14 protein-coding genes are annotated in these 15,834 nt (G+C 61.1%); 10 read left to right on the plus strand and 4 right to left on the minus strand.

Features of this window, described 5'->3' with window-relative positions:
• Positions 1-220 precede the first annotated feature (220 nt).
• Positions 221-1,222 (plus strand): ABC transporter substrate-binding protein, encoded by a 1,002-nt coding sequence (locus BM026_RS09925; RefSeq protein ID WP_092248652.1) that lies wholly within the window; start codon positions 221-223, stop codon positions 1,220-1,222.
• 6 nt (positions 1,223-1,228) lie between these two features.
• Here BM026_RS09925 and BM026_RS09930 read toward each other — a convergent pair whose 3' ends face one another.
• Positions 1,229-2,149, minus strand: coding sequence for a LysR family transcriptional regulator (locus BM026_RS09930; RefSeq protein WP_071489777.1), 921 nt, complete (start codon positions 2,147-2,149; stop codon positions 1,229-1,231).
• Between the two features lie 179 nt (positions 2,150-2,328).
• On the opposite strand from BM026_RS09930, the gene BM026_RS09935 reads away from it, so the two are divergent.
• Complete coding sequence (locus BM026_RS09935) at positions 2,329-3,234, plus strand: TauD/TfdA dioxygenase family protein (RefSeq protein ID WP_071489778.1); 906 nt, start codon at positions 2,329-2,331, stop codon at positions 3,232-3,234.
• Here BM026_RS09935 and BM026_RS09940 read toward each other — a convergent pair whose 3' ends face one another.
• Positions 3,235-4,842 carry an alkaline phosphatase family protein gene (locus BM026_RS09940; RefSeq protein WP_093121780.1) on the minus strand — a complete coding sequence of 536 codons (1,608 nt, stop codon included), beginning with the start codon at positions 4,840-4,842 and terminating at the stop codon, positions 3,235-3,237.
• 189 nt (positions 4,843-5,031) lie between these two features.
• Positions 5,032-5,976: a LysR family transcriptional regulator gene (locus BM026_RS09945; protein WP_092248643.1), complete on the minus strand. Its 945-nt coding sequence runs from the start codon at positions 5,974-5,976 to the stop codon at positions 5,032-5,034.
• Between the two features lie 155 nt (positions 5,977-6,131).
• Here BM026_RS09945 and BM026_RS09950 point away from each other — a divergent pair, with 155 nt between their 5' ends.
• Positions 6,132-8,480: a TonB-dependent receptor gene (locus tag BM026_RS09950; RefSeq protein WP_093513592.1), complete on the plus strand. Its 2,349-nt coding sequence runs from the start codon at positions 6,132-6,134 to the stop codon at positions 8,478-8,480.
• On the opposite strand, the gene BM026_RS09955 is transcribed toward BM026_RS09950, so the two are convergent.
• Entirely contained in the window at positions 8,477-9,661 is a 1,185-nt protein-coding gene (locus BM026_RS09955) for a CynX/NimT family MFS transporter (protein ID WP_071489782.1), read from the minus strand. The genes BM026_RS09950 and BM026_RS09955 overlap by 4 nt on opposite strands.
• Before the next feature lie 109 nt (positions 9,662-9,770).
• On the opposite strand from BM026_RS09955, the gene BM026_RS09960 reads away from it, so the two are divergent.
• The 7 genes from BM026_RS09960 (at position 9,771) to BM026_RS09990 (ending at position 15,621) form a co-directional block, all read left to right on the plus strand.
• A complete protein-coding gene (locus BM026_RS09960) occupies positions 9,771-10,622 on the plus strand; it encodes a LysR family transcriptional regulator (RefSeq protein WP_071489783.1) in 852 nt (283 codons plus the stop codon).
• Between the two features lie 240 nt (positions 10,623-10,862).
• Positions 10,863-11,672 (plus strand): energy transducer TonB, encoded by an 810-nt coding sequence (locus tag BM026_RS09965; RefSeq protein ID WP_071489784.1) that lies wholly within the window; start codon positions 10,863-10,865, stop codon positions 11,670-11,672.
• A gap of 54 nt (positions 11,673-11,726) precedes the next feature.
• On the plus strand, positions 11,727-12,446 hold the full coding sequence (locus tag BM026_RS09970; protein ID WP_371914407.1) for a MotA/TolQ/ExbB proton channel family protein: 720 nt from the start codon (positions 11,727-11,729) through the stop codon (positions 12,444-12,446).
• A 1-nt stretch (position 12,447) separates the two neighbouring features.
• Entirely contained in the window at positions 12,448-12,849 is a 402-nt protein-coding gene (locus tag BM026_RS09975; RefSeq protein ID WP_093121774.1) for an ExbD/TolR family protein, read from the plus strand.
• Between the two features lie 303 nt (positions 12,850-13,152).
• Positions 13,153-13,734 (plus strand): alpha/beta hydrolase, encoded by a 582-nt coding sequence (locus BM026_RS09980; protein ID WP_093528343.1) that lies wholly within the window; start codon positions 13,153-13,155, stop codon positions 13,732-13,734.
• Positions 13,735-13,783: 49 nt separating this feature from the next.
• Complete coding sequence (locus tag BM026_RS09985; RefSeq protein WP_058424836.1) at positions 13,784-14,710, plus strand: sigma 54-interacting transcriptional regulator; 927 nt, start codon at positions 13,784-13,786, stop codon at positions 14,708-14,710.
• A gap of 128 nt (positions 14,711-14,838) precedes the next feature.
• Positions 14,839-15,621 carry a MetQ/NlpA family ABC transporter substrate-binding protein gene (locus tag BM026_RS09990; RefSeq protein ID WP_092248631.1) on the plus strand — a complete coding sequence of 261 codons (783 nt, stop codon included), beginning with the start codon at positions 14,839-14,841 and terminating at the stop codon, positions 15,619-15,621.
• Positions 15,622-15,834: the final 213 nt, after the last annotated feature.

The raw sequence follows: 15,834 nt of genomic DNA on the forward strand, positions 1-15,834 counted from the left end.
TTGGGGGATAAGAAAATGCATTTAATGCCTCAGCCGGGCACGCATCCAATGCATTCGGAGAATATTTTCAATGCTGTTCATGCATAGGCCCCAAGGGTCGGCGTTTTAAGCCTTATAGTTCTAAAAGCTATTAAATTGTGCATTTATAGTATTTAAAGTTTTGTGTGGGTTGTGCCTACTTTCTGCTCCCGGACGACCGTCGCCCACAGGAGCTGCGCTTATGAAACTGCCCTTTAAACGCTTGATTGCATTGTTCGCGGGTACCGCCCTGGCCGGTTGGGTCCAGGCCGCCGAACTCAAGGAAATCCGCATTGCCGTACCCGACCTCAGCGCGGGGAGCCAGCACAGTGGTGGTGGTATCACGGATGTGTTGCGCGACCAGCAGATCTTCGAGAAAGCCTTTGCCGACCAAGGCATCAAGATCCAGTGGAATTACTTCAAGGGCGCAGGACCGGTGATCAACGAGGCCTTCGCCAACGGTCAACTGGACCTGGCCTACCTGGGCGACCTGGCGGCGATCATCGGTCGCTCCAATGGCTTGGACACCCGCCTGCTCAGTGCTTCGGCACGCGGCGTCAAACAGTATCTGGGCGTGGTTCCCGGCTCTGGCATCAAGACCCTGCAGGACCTCAAGGGCAAGCGCGTTGCGGTGTTTCGCGGCACGGCCACTCAACTCTCGTTCGACAGCGCCCTGGCCAGCCAGGGCCTGAGTGAAAAAGACCTGAAAGTAATCAATCTGGATTTCAGCGCCGCGAGCGCCGCCCTGGCTGCCAGGCAGATCGATGCCACTTGGGGCAGTTCTAGCCTCAGTGCGCTTCAGGCCAAGGGCTTGGCCGAATTGCCACTGACCACCAAGGACCTCGGCGGCGCGGGCAGCATCCAGGCTGTATTGGTGGGCAGTGGCAAGTTCGTCGATGAGCACCCCGATGTCGTGGTCAAGTTGCTCAAGGCCCAGCAGCAAGCAGTGCAGTGGTTGACCGATGACAACAACAAGCAAGCCTATATCGACCTGGTGTCGGGGCTGGCCAGTTACCCACCGATCATCCTGAGCAATGACCTGAAAAACGAGAAGCTCAGCGAGCTGTTCCCCTCGACCCTCGACCCGGTGTTCCTCGGCAAATTGCAGGAGTCGGTAGACCTGGCGACCAAGGAGCGGCTGATTCGCAAGTCCTTCCAGGTCAGTGACTGGGTGGCGCCGAATCTGCAGGCGGCGGGTCTCTAAGCGACGTCAGACCGCCACGCTCACGTCTTGGCGGTCGACTTGTACCAGCGTCTCGATCATTGCCTTCGCCGCCGGCGACAGGCGCGAGCCGGTGCGGCTGACCACCCCACACCGCGCACTCATGGTGTCCATGTTCTGCGGCAGGTTGCGCCAGTGCAGCACCACCAGGGAGCCACGGGCGATGTCTTCGGCAAATGCTTCTTCGGTGCCCACGCCAATGGCATTGGACTGCAGCACGATCTTCACCAGCGCCGGGAAGTGCTCGGTCTGGATGCTGGGTGAAAAGTCCATGCGCCCGCTGAGGTTCGCCAGCAGTTTGCGAATGCCCTGGGAGATCAGCGGCGACGCCAGCGGATAGTCGAACATGTCGTTGGTCGACAGGCTGTCCTTGGCCAGCAGCGGGTGGCCCGGACGGCAAAAAAATACACCACGCTTGGGGCTCAGTGCGCGGGTCTGGAAGTTTGGATCGTTTTCGAACTGGCGGATGTCGGCAATGAAGAACTCGATTTCTTCGCGGCTCAGAGCGCGGCTGAGTTTTTCCCAGTTATCCACCTGGAAACTGGTCCGGATCTTCGGGTGTGCAGTGATAAAGCGCGCCACCGCATCGGGTACCAGTTTCACCGCGGGCGCCGGTCCGGTGCCGAAGCGCAGGTCGCCGGCATCGAGCTTGGTCATGCGGGTGACTTCACTGCTCAGCAAGGCGGCACCGTGCACCAGGCTCAGCGCATGTTGCAGCACTACCTGGCCCTCGGGAGTGGGGCGCAAGTCCTTGTTGCCACGGTCCACCAATACGCAGCCGAACTCATGTTCCAGGCTTTGGATACTGCGGCTGAACGCGGGTTGGGTGATGCCCATGGCGTCCGCGGCACGCACAAAACTGCGGTGTTCGTTGAGGGCGATGAAATAGCGCAGTTGGCGAAGATCCATATGCTTTCCCGGCATTTTAAAAATAGGTCGAAGGCATTTGCGACCGAGGGAGCTGAGGTTTTAAATGCAAGCTCTTATTCCGTCAACGAAGCATTCATTCATTTGCTAGATCTAAATTGCATATGAATAGAGCGTTGTCGGAAAGCGTTCCCACCATCAGGCACATGAGGGTCACCACAATGAGCAATGTCGCATTCGCTGTTCAACCCATCGCCCAAGCGCTGGACATTCACCCCGTCGGCGGGCGCATTGGCGCCGAGATCCGTGGGGTCAGACTGTCCGGCGACCTGGATGCCGCTACCGTCGAGGCCATCCAGCAGGCCCTGGTGCAGTACAAGGTGATCTTCTTCCGCGAGCAGACCCACCTTGATGACCAGAGCCAGGAAGCATTTGCGCACCTGCTGGGCGAACCGATTGCCCACCCGACCGTACCAGTGCGCGACGGTACCCGTTTCCTGATGGAGCTGGACGGCGGTCGTGGCCAGCGCGCCAACTCCTGGCACACCGACGTGACCTTCGTCGACGCCTATCCCAAGGCTTCGATCCTGCGTTCGGTGCTGGCACCCAGGTCCGGCGGCGACACGGTCTGGGCCAACACATCCAGTGCCTACAATGACCTCAGCGTCGAGCTGCGAGCCCTGGCGGACAACCTGTGGGCGGTGCACAGCAACGAATACGACTACGCCGCGCGCAAGCCGGATGTGTCGGTGGAGACGCTGGAGGAATACCGCAAAGTGTTCACCTCCACTGTCTACGAAACCGAACACCCGGTGGTGCGCGTACATCCGGTCAGCGGCGAGAAAACCTTGTTGCTGGGACACTTCGTCAAGCGCCTCAAAGGATACTCCCAGGCAGATTCGGCGCAGCTGTTCAACCTGTTGCAGAGCTACGTCACCCGCCTGGAAAACACCGTGCGCTGGCGTTGGAGCACCGGTGATGTAGCGATCTGGGACAACCGCGCCACCCAGCATTACGCAGTGGATGACTATGGCACCCAGGAGCGTATTGTGCGCCGGGTCACGCTCAAGGGCGATGTGCCGGTGAGCGTGCACGGGCAGGCCAGCAAGACCACCAAGGGTGTGTGATCACCACACGCCGATCTGCACCACCTTGTCTGTTTCCGGCTCTCCATAACGAAACCGTTGGCCACGCAGATCGATCTCTGTGTGGCTGATGGTGGTGCGCCGCTTCAGGCCACGCAGCCATTCGAACAGATAGCCCGAATGGGTTTCGCGCACGTCGGCGTACGCCGGGTCGGCCCCCAGGTCATGCAGTTCCTGCGGGTCGTTTTCCAGGTCGAACAGCTGTGGGCGAAAGCCATCGTACGCCAGGTATTTCCAGCGTTCGCTGCGCACCATCGTCATGCGGCAACGGTCGATGGGCTGCTCCAACCGTTCACGGGCCGGGGCCTGGAAGGCGTAGTCGTATTCGGCGATGGCGTAGCGTCGCCAGGCGCTTTGCGTACGGTGCAGCAGTGGGATCAGTGAGTGGCCTTCCAGGCGGTGGTCGGCAGCAGGCAGCCCCAGGGCGTCGAGGAAGGTCGGCAGCGCATCAATGGTTTCCACCAGGCGGTCGTCGAATGTGCCACGGCTGGCATCGGCACTGGCGCGTGGGTCGCGCACAATCAACGGGACGCCTACGGCCGGCTCCAGCAGGAATTCTTTCTCCCCGAGGAAATGATCGCCAAGGAAATCGCCATGGTCGCTGGTGAACACGATCAGCGTGTCGTCCCAGCGCCCATTGCTTTGCAGAACATCGAACAGCCGCCCGAGTTGATCGTCGATCTGTTTGATCAGCCCCATGTAGGTCGGGATCACCGTGAGGCGTACCTCGTCACGGGAAAAGTTGAGGCTTTCCTGGTGCTGGCGAAACGCTTGATAAACCGGGTGATCGCTGGGTTGCCCCGGCTGGATGGGCGCCTGGATGTGCTCGGCGCCATACAGCGCGTGGTACGGCGCGGGGGCGATGTAAGGCCAATGCGGCTTGATATAGGACAGGTGCAGACACCACGGCTGCTCGGCTTGTTCGTGGATAAAGTCGATGGCGCGGTCGGTGGTGTAGACGGTTTCCGAATGCGCCTCGGCTACCCGCGCCGGTAGCCCGGCATTGCGCATGTGCCAGCCACTGAGTAGCTCACCGCCCTGACCTTCTGCGGCGTTGGCCCATTCATGCCATGGGTTGGTACCGTTGTAGCCTTGTTCGCGCAGGTAATGCGTGTAGGGCGCGGACTCGCGCTTGTCGTCGAACAACGGGCTGTCAGGGTAAATCCCGTCGTGACGCATATACGCTTCAAAACCGACCTCGTTCAGTGGCTCGGCCTGTGCGCCGTGGGGGTCGATCTTCAGGCGCTGCAAAGCGTCCAGGTTTGGCGTGGCGTGGGTCTTGCCTACCAGCGCGGTGCGGATACCGTGGGGGCGCAGATAATCGCCGATCGTCAACTCTTCCAACGGCAGTGGCACCCCGTTCCAAGCCACTTGGTGGCTGCTGACATAGCGTCCTGTATAGGCCGACATCCGCGACGGTCCGCAAATGGTGCCCTGGGTGTAGGCACGGCCGAATCGCACACCGGCGGCGGCGAGACGGTCGATATTCGGCGTGTGCAAATGAGCGTGGCCGTAGCACGACAGGTAATCGCGGCGCAGTTGGTCGCACATGATGTACAGCACATTGCGTACAGGTTTTGGTTGAGGCATGAGGGTTTACCGAACGGAGGACAGGGGGCTTTTTTCGTCCTTTGCGCCGGGGCTGGCAAGTGCATTTGGGGACTGGGTTTCATGCAGGCCATGCATGGGCGTTGCTGCAGGCGTTATCGGGGACAAGCCCCCTCCCACACTTGAAATGCATTCAAAAGTGGGAGGGGGCTTGCCCCCGATGGCATCAGTTCAGACAGCGAAATTCTCCAGCGCACACACATCCTCATCCAGCGCATCAATCTCCTTGATCTGCTCGATCATCGCCTCCGCCAGTGGTGATAACCGGTACCCTGCGCGGCTGACGATACCGTAGCGGGTGAAACGCTCCTCCAGGTCTTCGGCGAGTCCGTCGATCTTCAAACACACCAATTCGCCTCGGGCCATGTGCAGCACATCGCTGTTGGCACTGACGATACCAATGGCATCGGAGCGCAATACCACACCCATCAAGCTGTAGCCGTTTTCGCACTCCACATTGGGCAGGTAATCGGGGCGTCCGCTGAGGTCGACGATGACCTTGCGCAGGTTGGGCGGGCGGATCGTCACGGCCAGTGGATAACTCATCAACTCTGCGGCGCTCACGCTCTCGCGACCGGCCAGGGGATGGCCGGCGCGGCAGCAGAAATTCCAGCGGCGTGGACGCAAGCGATGGGTGTGATAGTCAGGGTTGGCTTCGAAGTGACGGGTATCAGCGACAAAGAATTCGAACTCCTCGCTGAGCAGGCGCTTGCCCAGGCTTTGCCAGTCATCTACCTGGAACAGCACGCGTGCCTTCGGGTAGCGCCCGATAAAGCTGCCAATGGCGCGGGGAATCAACCCGGCCGCGGGTGCGGGGCCACACCCAAAGCGCAGCTCACCGGCCTCCAACCCATTGAACTGGCTGATCTCGTTGGCCAGTTGCTGGGCACCGCTGACCAGGCGCCGGGCATGCTCCAGTAGCACCTGGCCTTGTTTGGTGGGCGCCAGGTCCTTGCGACCGCGGTCCACCAGTTGGCAGCCGGCGGCATGTTCCAGGGCCTGGATGCTGCGGCTGAACGCCGATTGCGAAAGGTTCACGGTCAACGCCGCCGCCACAAAACTGCGTTGTTCGGCGAGGGCGATGAAATGGCGGAGCTGGCGCAAATCGATATGCATTTTTCACATCAAAAATATCGGGGAAATGCATTGGCTATGCATTAGGTCGACTCCTTATAAAGGCTATCTCTTATGCAGTAAATGTTCTAAAAAACATAAATAAATAACCTTGGGGAATATGTGTCGATGAGTATTTCCTGGTTACGGAGCCGCTTATGAGTGTGTTCAAGCCCGCTGTACCTTGCTCTTCCTGGAGGCTCAAGCGTCTGCCGCTGGCCTTGTTGCTGGCCGGCAGCGCCAGTTGGTCGTCCAGTCACGCGGCCGAGGTGATCTCCCCTGAACCTGAGGGCGAAAGCGCCAGCGGCCAACTGGAAACCGTCACGGTGACGGCACGCCGTCGTACCGAAAGCGCGCAGGAGGTGCCGACGCCGATGAGCGTGGTTGGCGGCCAGGCACTGGAGAGCCAAAGGGTCTACCGCATCCAGGATTTGCAACAACTGGTGCCCAGCGTCAACGTTGCCTACATGCATGCGCGCCAGTCCAGCGTGTCAATCCGTGGCCTGGGCAACAACCCGGCCAGCGATGGCCTGGAAGGCAGCGTGGGGTTGTATATCGACAACGTCTATCTCGGCCGGCCGGGGATGGCGGTGTTCGACCTGATGGACATCGAACAGCTCGAGGTATTGCGCGGCCCCCAGGGTACGTTGTTCGGCAAGAACACCACTGCCGGGGTCATCAATATCAGTACCCGTGCGCCCAGTTTTACCCCGGAGCGCAGCATCGAGACGTCGTTGGGCGAAGATGGCTATTTCCAGACCAAGGGCACGGTTTCCGGCCCGCTCACCGATGATCTGGCGGGACGTTTTTCGGCGTATCGCACGCGCAGCGATGGCGACATCAAGAACGAGCACGACGGCCATGATCTCAATGGTGGTTCACGCCAGGGCTTTCGCGGACAACTGTTGTACAAGCCGAGCGATACGTTCAACCTGCGCTGGATTGGCGATTACAACGAAGAGGATTCCAGCGCCGGCACCCGCGTGCTCTACAGCACCGGGCCCACGATCAATGGCACCAACCTCTATGAGTCACGCGCTGCGGCGGCTGGCGCAACGCTGGTGGACGGCACCCACCGCAAGGTCAATCTGGACAACGACCAGCATGTCACGGTGTTCCAGGGCGGTACGTCCCTGGAAGCCAACTGGACGCTGCCGAGTGATTTCACCCTGACCTCGGTCAGCGCCTACCGCTGGTGGAATTTCACACCGCGCAATGATGATGGCCTCAATGTGCCGGCGTCCTATAACGCGGGGGTGTCGGTGGAAGATAAGCAGTGGTCCCAGGAGTTTCGCCTGGCTTCGCCGACCGGCGGGTTTTTCGATTACGTGCTGGGTGCCTATTACTTCGGTAACTCCCTGGACAACAAGTCCTTCGCCTATTACGGACCCCAGGCCGACATCTGGAACGGCACGGCAACGGGGGCGCTCGCCAACGTGAGCAGTGTGGGCAACGGGCACATCCGCACCGACAGCTTCGCGCTGTTTGCCCAAGGGACCTGGCACCTCACCGAGCGCCTGGATTTCACCGCCGGTCTGCGTGGAACTTATGAAGAGAAAAGCGCCTGGGTGACTCGCAATGCGCCGGTGGGTGGCGCGGCTGTCACGGGCGCGGCCGCTACGGCTCGGCGTGGGCGTGCCGGGGCCTACGACTCTGGAGACCTCAACCAGTACAGCACCAGCCCTTCGGGCCTGCTGAACCTCAGTTACCGCTTCAATGAAAACCTGCTGGGCTATGCGACCCTGTCCCATGGCGAGAAATCCGGTGGGGTCAACCTGGCGGTGGGTTCGGCGCCAACGGCCGGCGCGGATTCGCTGCTGGTCGGCACCGAAAGGGCCAACAACGCTGAACTGGGCTTTAAAAGCACGCTGTGGGACCGACGCCTGCAACTCAATGCCAACCTGTTCTGGACCCAGGTCAATGGCTACCAGACCAACGCCTATGATCAGGACAACCGGGTGCAGTACCTGACCAACGCAGGCTCCGTACGTTCGCGTGGGGTGGAAGTGGAAAGCACCCTGGTTCCCATCAAAGGACTGACGCTGAACGTGAATGGCTCGTTCAACGATGTGAGCTACCTGTCCTACAAGGACGCCCCGTGCCCACCGGAAGTCAGCCTGCGCCCGGGTGCCCCGGCCTCCTGTGACCTGACAGGGCATCAGGTGGTGGGCGCGTCGAAATGGATCGCCAATGCCAATGGCGAGTACAAGTGGAACCTGGACAACGGTCTGGAACCCTACGTCACTGCCAGCTATGCATTCCGCTCCAAGGCCGTGGGGACAGTGGAGGACTCGGACTACGGGCAGATCCCGGCGTACGCGGTGGTGAACGTGTCTACCGGCTTGCGTGGCAACTATCAGCAGGGGCAGTGGGATGTGTCGCTGTGGCTGAAAAACGCCTTCGACAAAACCTACTACACCACCCTGTGGACCGGCGGTAACGGCGGTTATGAAGGCTTGCTGGGCACGCCTCGCACCCTGGGTGTGACCGGTCGCTACGACTTTTAGGCCGGTACGCTGGCGGTGCGATAGGTGGCCGGGCTGAATACGCGGGTCACCACCAGCATCGCCACCGTTGTCACGGTCAGCACCACCCAGGCGCTGACAAAGCTGCCGGTGAGTTCGCGCAGCCAACCGGTCATCCACGGCGAAATCGCGTTGATCAAAAAGCCCACGCCTTGCACGAACGCCGCCAGTTGGCCGGCTTGGCGCGGGTCGCGGTGGTGGTCGAGGGTCAGCAACAGGCTCAGGGCAAAACATGCTCCCAGGCCAAAGCCGCACAGCGCCACCCATAGGTGCGGAAACTGCAACGGCGCGATCAATAGGCCCAGATAGCCGATGGTCTGGGCCAACAGGCTGATCCACAGCAGCGGCCGACGGTCGATCCCGCGTTGTGCCAGCACCGGCATCAACAGCGCGGCGATCACCTGGAAGATGGTCATGAACGCCAGCAATGAACCACTGGGCAACACGCCCCAACCCAGTTGCTGATAGTAGGCCGGCAGCCACGCCACCAGGCTCATGTAGCCGCAGTTCACCAGGCCGAAATACAGCGCCAGCAGCCAGGCACGGCGATTGCGCAGCCCCTTGTAGGCAGGGATGACGTTCGCGTTTTTTGCCGCACCCAGTGGCAACCAGGCCCACAGCAGCAGCGCCGCCAACGCGGGTAACAACCACACGCCCAGCCCGGCCTCCCATTGCTGGAAATACGTGGCTGCCACCGGACTGAGCAGCGCCGCCAGGCCGCCGCCGGCCATCAACGAGGCCGAATAAACGCCCATCGCCACCGGCACGCGATGATGGAATTCACGCTTGATCATCGCCGGCACCAACGCCTGGATCAGTGCCACGCCGGCACCGCCAAGCAACGCAGTCACCAGCAATGTCGACCCTTGGCCCATCAGCCAGCGGGCCAGGCACGCCAACAGGATCATCATGAGGCCCAGGGCGATGCCGCGTCGTTCCCCCAGCTGCGCTTCAACACGCACGCCCACCAGCGCCACCAGGCCCATGCACACCACGGGCAGGCTGGTGAGCAGGGCGCTGCTCTGGAAGCTCAGGCCGGTGGCCAGGCGGATTTCGCCAAGCAACGGGCTGATGGAACTGAGGATCGGCCGCAGGTTCAGTCCCAGGACCACCAGCAGGCCCCAGCCGGCGAACCGGCCTGCGGTTGAGGAGTTAAGCGACATGCAGAACCTGCGGAGTGTGCAAATGAGGCGTGAAGTATCCACAGTCGCCGAGGTATTCTGAAATTAAATATAACCATGCCAACCAGTGGCAAATGGAATGGTAAGCACGATGTTCGATCCCGTGTTGTTGCGCAGCTTTGTCGCCGTGGTGGACTGCGGCAATTTCACCCGCGCGGCAGAGCGCCTGCACTTGACCCAGTCCACCGTCAGCCAGCAGATCCGCCGCCTGGAAGAGGCGGTGGCGTGCCAGTTGCTGGATCGCGACCAACGTCGTGTGGTGGCGACGGCGGAAGGCGAGCGCCTCCTGGCCTATGCGCGGCGCATCCTCGCGTTGCATGAGGAAGCCGCCGACGTATTGATCAACCAGCAAAGCGACGGCGTGCTGCGCCTCGGTGTGCCGGAAGACTTCGCTGCCGAACGCCTGATGCCTCTGTTATCGGCCTTTGTGCTGGCGTACCCCAGGGTGCGCCTGGAGGTCACCAGCGGTCTTGGCCCCGAGTTGCAGCGCCAGTACCGTAGCGGTGAGTTCGACGTATTGCTGGTCAAGCAGATGGGCGACAGCGACGACTGCCTGGCCTCATGGCCAGAGCCGTTGTGTTGGGTGGACAGCCGCAGTACGCCATCCCTGGGGCGCGACCCTTTGCCGTTGGTGGCCTTTCCGGTGGGGGGCCTGTACCGCAATGAAATGCTGCAACATCTGGAAGTGGGGGGCTGGCGCTGGCGCATCGGTTACTCCAGCGCGAGCCTGGCCAGTGTGTGTTCGGCGGTGGCGGCGGGGTTGGGTATCAGTCTGTTACCCCGGCGTGTGGTGCAGGCCGGGCATGTCGTATTGGGCGCGGACAGCGGTTTGCCTGCGGTGCAGGGCGTGCGGCTGGCGTTGTACGGGCGCACTGGCCTCGGCGCGGCGGGGCAGAGCCTGCAACGCCAATTGCTGGATTTGTGTGCTAACAGCCCAGCCTGAACGATGCCTTTGCCGAATATTTTTCATGCCCGGAAAGCATTGAAAAACATCGCCTGGACGCCAGCCCACGCAGGACGGGGCTTTGGCGTTTCATCATGTTTCATTTATTCGTTTTAGGTCTATGTATAACTTTAAAGGTTACTTTAAGAGATAAGCCTCTGGCGCCGATGATTCAGCCCACGACGGCCTTCCAAGCAGGCCTGTCGGTTTTTTTGCTTAAAAACCGTAGGGAGTGAATCAATGGGCAATGTCCAGACCGCCGCCAGTGCACACGAGGCGCCGTGGCGCCAGGCGCCGGGTGGTGAGTTGGTCGACCTTGGCCGGCCGCACCGAGCGCCGTTGGGACAACTGCGAACGCAGAGGACTCCGAAGCGTTTCTCCAGCCGTCGCGAAGGTATCCTGCTCGGCCTGCTGGTACTGGCCCTGCACGGTGCGGTGATCTACTGGGTGAGCCAGAAGCCGACCCCGGTGCTGCCGATCGTGCCGCCGGAAATTCCACCGATGACCATCGAATTTTCCCAGCCGGCACCCCCGGTGGTCGAGCCGCCACCGCCCGTGCCGCCACCGCCGCCGCCTGTGGTCGAGCCACCGCCGCCGGTGGTGGATGAATTGGCCGCCAAGCCGGCGCCGCCAAAACCGATTCCTAAACCCAAACCCAAGCCAGTGCCAAAGCCTGAGCCCAAGCCTGCACCGAAACCGCCCGAGCAACCGCCTGCGCCACCGACTCCCGCGCCGCCTGCGCCTCCAGCACCACCGGCGCCGGCTCCGGTTACGCCCGCTTCGGCCAACGCCGCGTACTTGAAGAACCCGGCGCCGGAGTATCCGTCACTGGCCCAGCGGCGCGGTTGGGAAGGCACGGTGTTGCTCAGGGTGCATGTACTGGCCAGCGGTAAGCCGGGCGAGATCCAGATCCAGAAGAGCAGCGGTCGCCAGCAGCTCGATGACGCCGCACTGACCGCCGTGAAGCGTTGGAGCTTCGTGCCGGCCAAGCAGGGCGAGGTGGCCCAGGACGGCTGGGTCAGCGTCCCGATCGATTTCAAGATTCACTAATTATTCGGCTGCGGTGTGTTGCACGCGCCGCGACCTGCACAGAGGGAAGACATCATGGCATTAGCATCTCCACTTGAATCCATCGAAAGCGCGGTGATCTGGCTGCTGGTGGTTTTTTCGGTCGCCACCTGGGGCCTGGCCCTGCTCAAGGGCGTGCAGTTCGGTCGCCTCAAGGCGCAGGATCGCAAATTCCATAAACAGTTCTGGGCGGCGTCGAGTCTCGACTCGGCTGCCGAGCTGGCGCAAACCCAGCCGGGTGCCGCTGCCCGCGTGGCCCAGGCCGGCTACGCCGCGATCCAGGTGGGCGATACCCCACACGCAGCGGACCTGAGCCAGGCGATCAACCACCAGGACCGCCTTGAGCGTGCCCTGCGCCAGCAGATCGTGCGAGAGCGGCGCTCCCTGGAAACCGGCCTGGCCGTGGTCGCCAGTATCGGCAGCACCTCGCCGTTCATCGGCCTGTTCGGTACCGTGTGGGGCATCATGGAAGCGCTCAAGGGCATCAGTGCCGCCGGTTCCGCCAGCCTCGAAACGGTGGCCGGCCCGATTGGTGCCGCACTGGTTGCGACGGGCGTTGGTATCGCCGTCGCCGTGCCGGCGGTGCTGGTCTACAACTACTTCCTGCGTCGCCTCAAGCTGACCGCTGCCGACCTCGATGACTTCGCCCACGACTTCTACAGCCTGGCGCAGAAAAATTCCTTCCGTGTGCTGCTGCACCCGACCCTGAACAAACCCACTGCCGGCAACCCGCAGAAAGTGAAGGAGGCGTCCTGACATGGCCTTCTCCACGCAAGACACCGATGAGGTACTGAGCGAGATCAACGTCACGCCGCTGGTGGACGTGATGCTGGTGCTGCTGGTGGTGTTTATCGTCACCGCGCCGCTTTTGACCAACGCGATCCCGATCAACCTGCCCAAGACCGAGGCGGTCGCGCCGGTGGAGCAGAAAGACCCGCTGGTGGTGAGCATCGACGGCGCCGGCAAACTGTTTATCAACAAGGACGAAATCCAGCCGGACCTGCTGGAGTTCAACCTGCAGGCGGCCAAGGCCAAGGACCCCGATGTGCGGGTGCAACTGCAGGCGGATGATGGCGTGAACTACGGCGAAGTGGCGCGAGCCATGGCGTCTATCGAACGCGCGGGCATTACCAAGCTGTCGGTGATTACCGCACGTTAGTTGCAAAAGCCTCGACAAGTTTTTGGCCGTTTCCTTGGCAGGGTGCGGCCTTTTTTTTGCCTGCGATTCAATCCTCAACTTGAAATGCGATCAATGTGGGAGGGGGCTTGCCCCCGATTGCAGTGTGTCAGCCAATCAATCTGTAACTGATACACCGCCATCGGGGGCAAGCTCCCTCCCACATTTTGAACTTCATTAATTTTGAATTTTTGGTTATTAATAAATAGCTTCTTATTCCTTAACGAATATAACACCCGTCCCTATACTGTTCAGCAACGTTAAACGCTGCAGGAGGGCACACCCATGCACAGCGAGTCGATTCGTTATCTGATCGTGCCGGGCTGGCAAGGATCGCCAGAAGATCATTGGCAAAGTCACTGGCAGGTCAGCCTGCCCAACAGCGCCCGCGTGGAGCAGGCCGATTGGCTGACGCCACGTCGAGAAGATTGGGTCGCTGCGCTGGCCGAGGCCATCGCAGCCGACAGCACGCCGGTGATCCTGATCGCCCATAGCCTGGGCTGCATCACGGTGGCGCATTGGGCGGCCACCGCGCCGGTGCACTTCCTGCGCCAGGTGCGCGGTGCCTTGCTGGTGGCCCCGGCCGATGTCGAACGGCCCGCCTGCTCACCTGCGTTGCGTAATTTTGCGCCGATCCCGACCGACCTGTTGCCGTTCCCCAGCCAGGTGGTCAGCTCCGACAACGACAGTGCTGTCAGCGCCGCGCGAGCCCTGGAATTGGCCCGCAACTGGGGCGCCGAAGCCGGCATTCTGTCGGGGGCGGGGCACATCAATGTGAAGTCCGGCCACCAGCGCTGGGAACAGGGGTTCGCCTACCTCTATCGCCTGCAAAGCCGCCTTGAGCATCACGCCCGGCGTACTGCCTGAATTTTTTCAACGCCCCGTCCCTTGAGTGGATTGGCGGCGGGAGCCTGCCATGAGTCTGCATGAAACCTACGGCCAGCCATTGCTGACCTTTCCCGACGCGGAAAAAAGCCCACTGAGCATCCGCGCCAAGGCGCTGGTGTTTGTCGACCCGCGTTCGCGGCAGCTGCGCGAAGACCTCGAAAGCCTCGCACCCCGTGCCTTGCCCGTGTTGATCCGCGGCGAGACCGGTAGCGGCAAGGAGTTGCTGGCGAGGCATATTCACCGGGGCAGCGACCGCACCGGTCTGTTTGTCTCGGTCAATTGCGGTGCGATCAGCCCGACCTATGCCGATGCCGAATTGTTCGGTTATGCCGCCGGCAGCCACAGTGGTTCGGCCAGCAGCCGGGCAGGGTGGTTCGGTTCGGCGAATGGCGGCACCTTGTACCTGGACGAGATCGGCGATTTACCGCTGCCGATCCAGGTGAAACTGTTGGCCGCGCTGGAAAACCACGAAGTCACCCGTGTCGGTGCCCATCAGCCGAGCCCGGTGGATGTGCGCCTGGTCGCCGCCACCAGCATCGACCTGGCCCAGGCCGTGGCGGCCGGCAAGTTCCATGAGCGCCTGTTCCACTATCTGAGCGAAGGTCGGTTGGATTTGCCGGCGCTGCGCGAGCGGGTCGGTGACATCTTGTCCCTGGCCGAATACTTCCTGGGCATCTACAGTCAGCGCCTGGACCTGCCGGTGCCGCTGATCAGCGATGCCGCGCAGCGTGTGCTGGAACACCACAGCTGGCCGGGCAATACCCGCGAGCTGGAAAACGTTATTCACTTTGCCCTGCTGGTCAGCAGTGGGGATGAGATTTTGCCCGAACATTTGAATCTGCCGGTGGCGGGTTCTGCGCTGGAACAGGTGCGGCGGATTTTCGAGCGCGCCAGCCCCGCCGAGCGGGAAACGTTAAGTAAATTCCTGCATGAACAAAATGGAATATCAACGTGAATAAAAGATATTGTTCGGGAATAAAAAATCTAGGTATTGTCCCTCCCACGCCGCGATAGCACTTCGCTGGCACACTACATAAAAAACGGTCGTCAGAGACGCCCCCGGAATTCCGATAAGGACACTGCATGAAAAAGGTTCTGTTGTTTACCGCACTGGCGGCTGCCCTGACTGCAAGCTTCGCCCAGGCCAACGAAAAACTGGTGGTGGCCGCCACGCCGATCCCGCACGCCGAGATCCTCGAACTGGTCAAGCCAACCCTCGCCAAAGAAGGCGTGGACCTGGAAATCAAAGTCTTCACCGACTACGTACAGCCAAACGTGCAGGTTGCCGAGAAACGCCTGGACGCCAATTATTTCCAGACCCTGCCGTACCTGGAAAACTTCAACAAAGGCAAGGGCACCAACCTTGTGACAGTGGTCGGCGTGCACGTTGAACCGTTCGGCGGCTACTCGAAAAAGATCAAGAAAATTGAAGATCTGAAAGATGGCGCCACCGTGGCCATCCCCAACGAAGGTTCCAACAGCGGCCGCGCCCTGTTGCTGCTGCAGAAAGCCGGCGTGATCACCCTGAAAGACCCGACCAATGCCTTGGCCACGCCAAAAGACATCAAGGACAACCCCAAGCACCTGAAATTCAAGGAGCTGGAATCGGCCCTGCTGCCACGCGTGCTGGACCAGGTTGACCTGGACCTGATCAACACCAACTACGCCCTGGAAGCCGGCCTGAACCCGGCCAGGGATGCGCTGATCATCGAAGACGCCAAGTCGCCGTACGTGAACTTCCTGGTGGCTCGCCCGGACAACAAGGACAGCGATGCGATCCAGAAGCTGTCCAAGGCCCTGACCAGCCCGGAAGTCAAAGCCTTCATCGAGAAGAAGTACAACGGTGCGGTAGTGCCTGCGTTCTGATGTAACCCAAACCCCCTTCAAGGTTTGAACGCCGACGGCTTATATAGCGTCGGCGTTTTTTATGCCCGGAATTTGGAATGCAATCCAAATGTGGGAGGGGGCTTGCCCCCGATGGTGGTAGCACAGCAAAAAATGTGCTGACTGAACCACTGCTATCGGGGGCAAGCCCCCTCCCACATTTGATCCGCTTTGATCTAGAGAGCTCTGCTATTG

The sequence above is a fragment of the Pseudomonas sp. NFPP24 genome, assembly GCF_900112095.1.
Classification (GTDB): domain Bacteria; phylum Pseudomonadota; class Gammaproteobacteria; order Pseudomonadales; family Pseudomonadaceae; genus Aquipseudomonas; species Aquipseudomonas extremorientalis.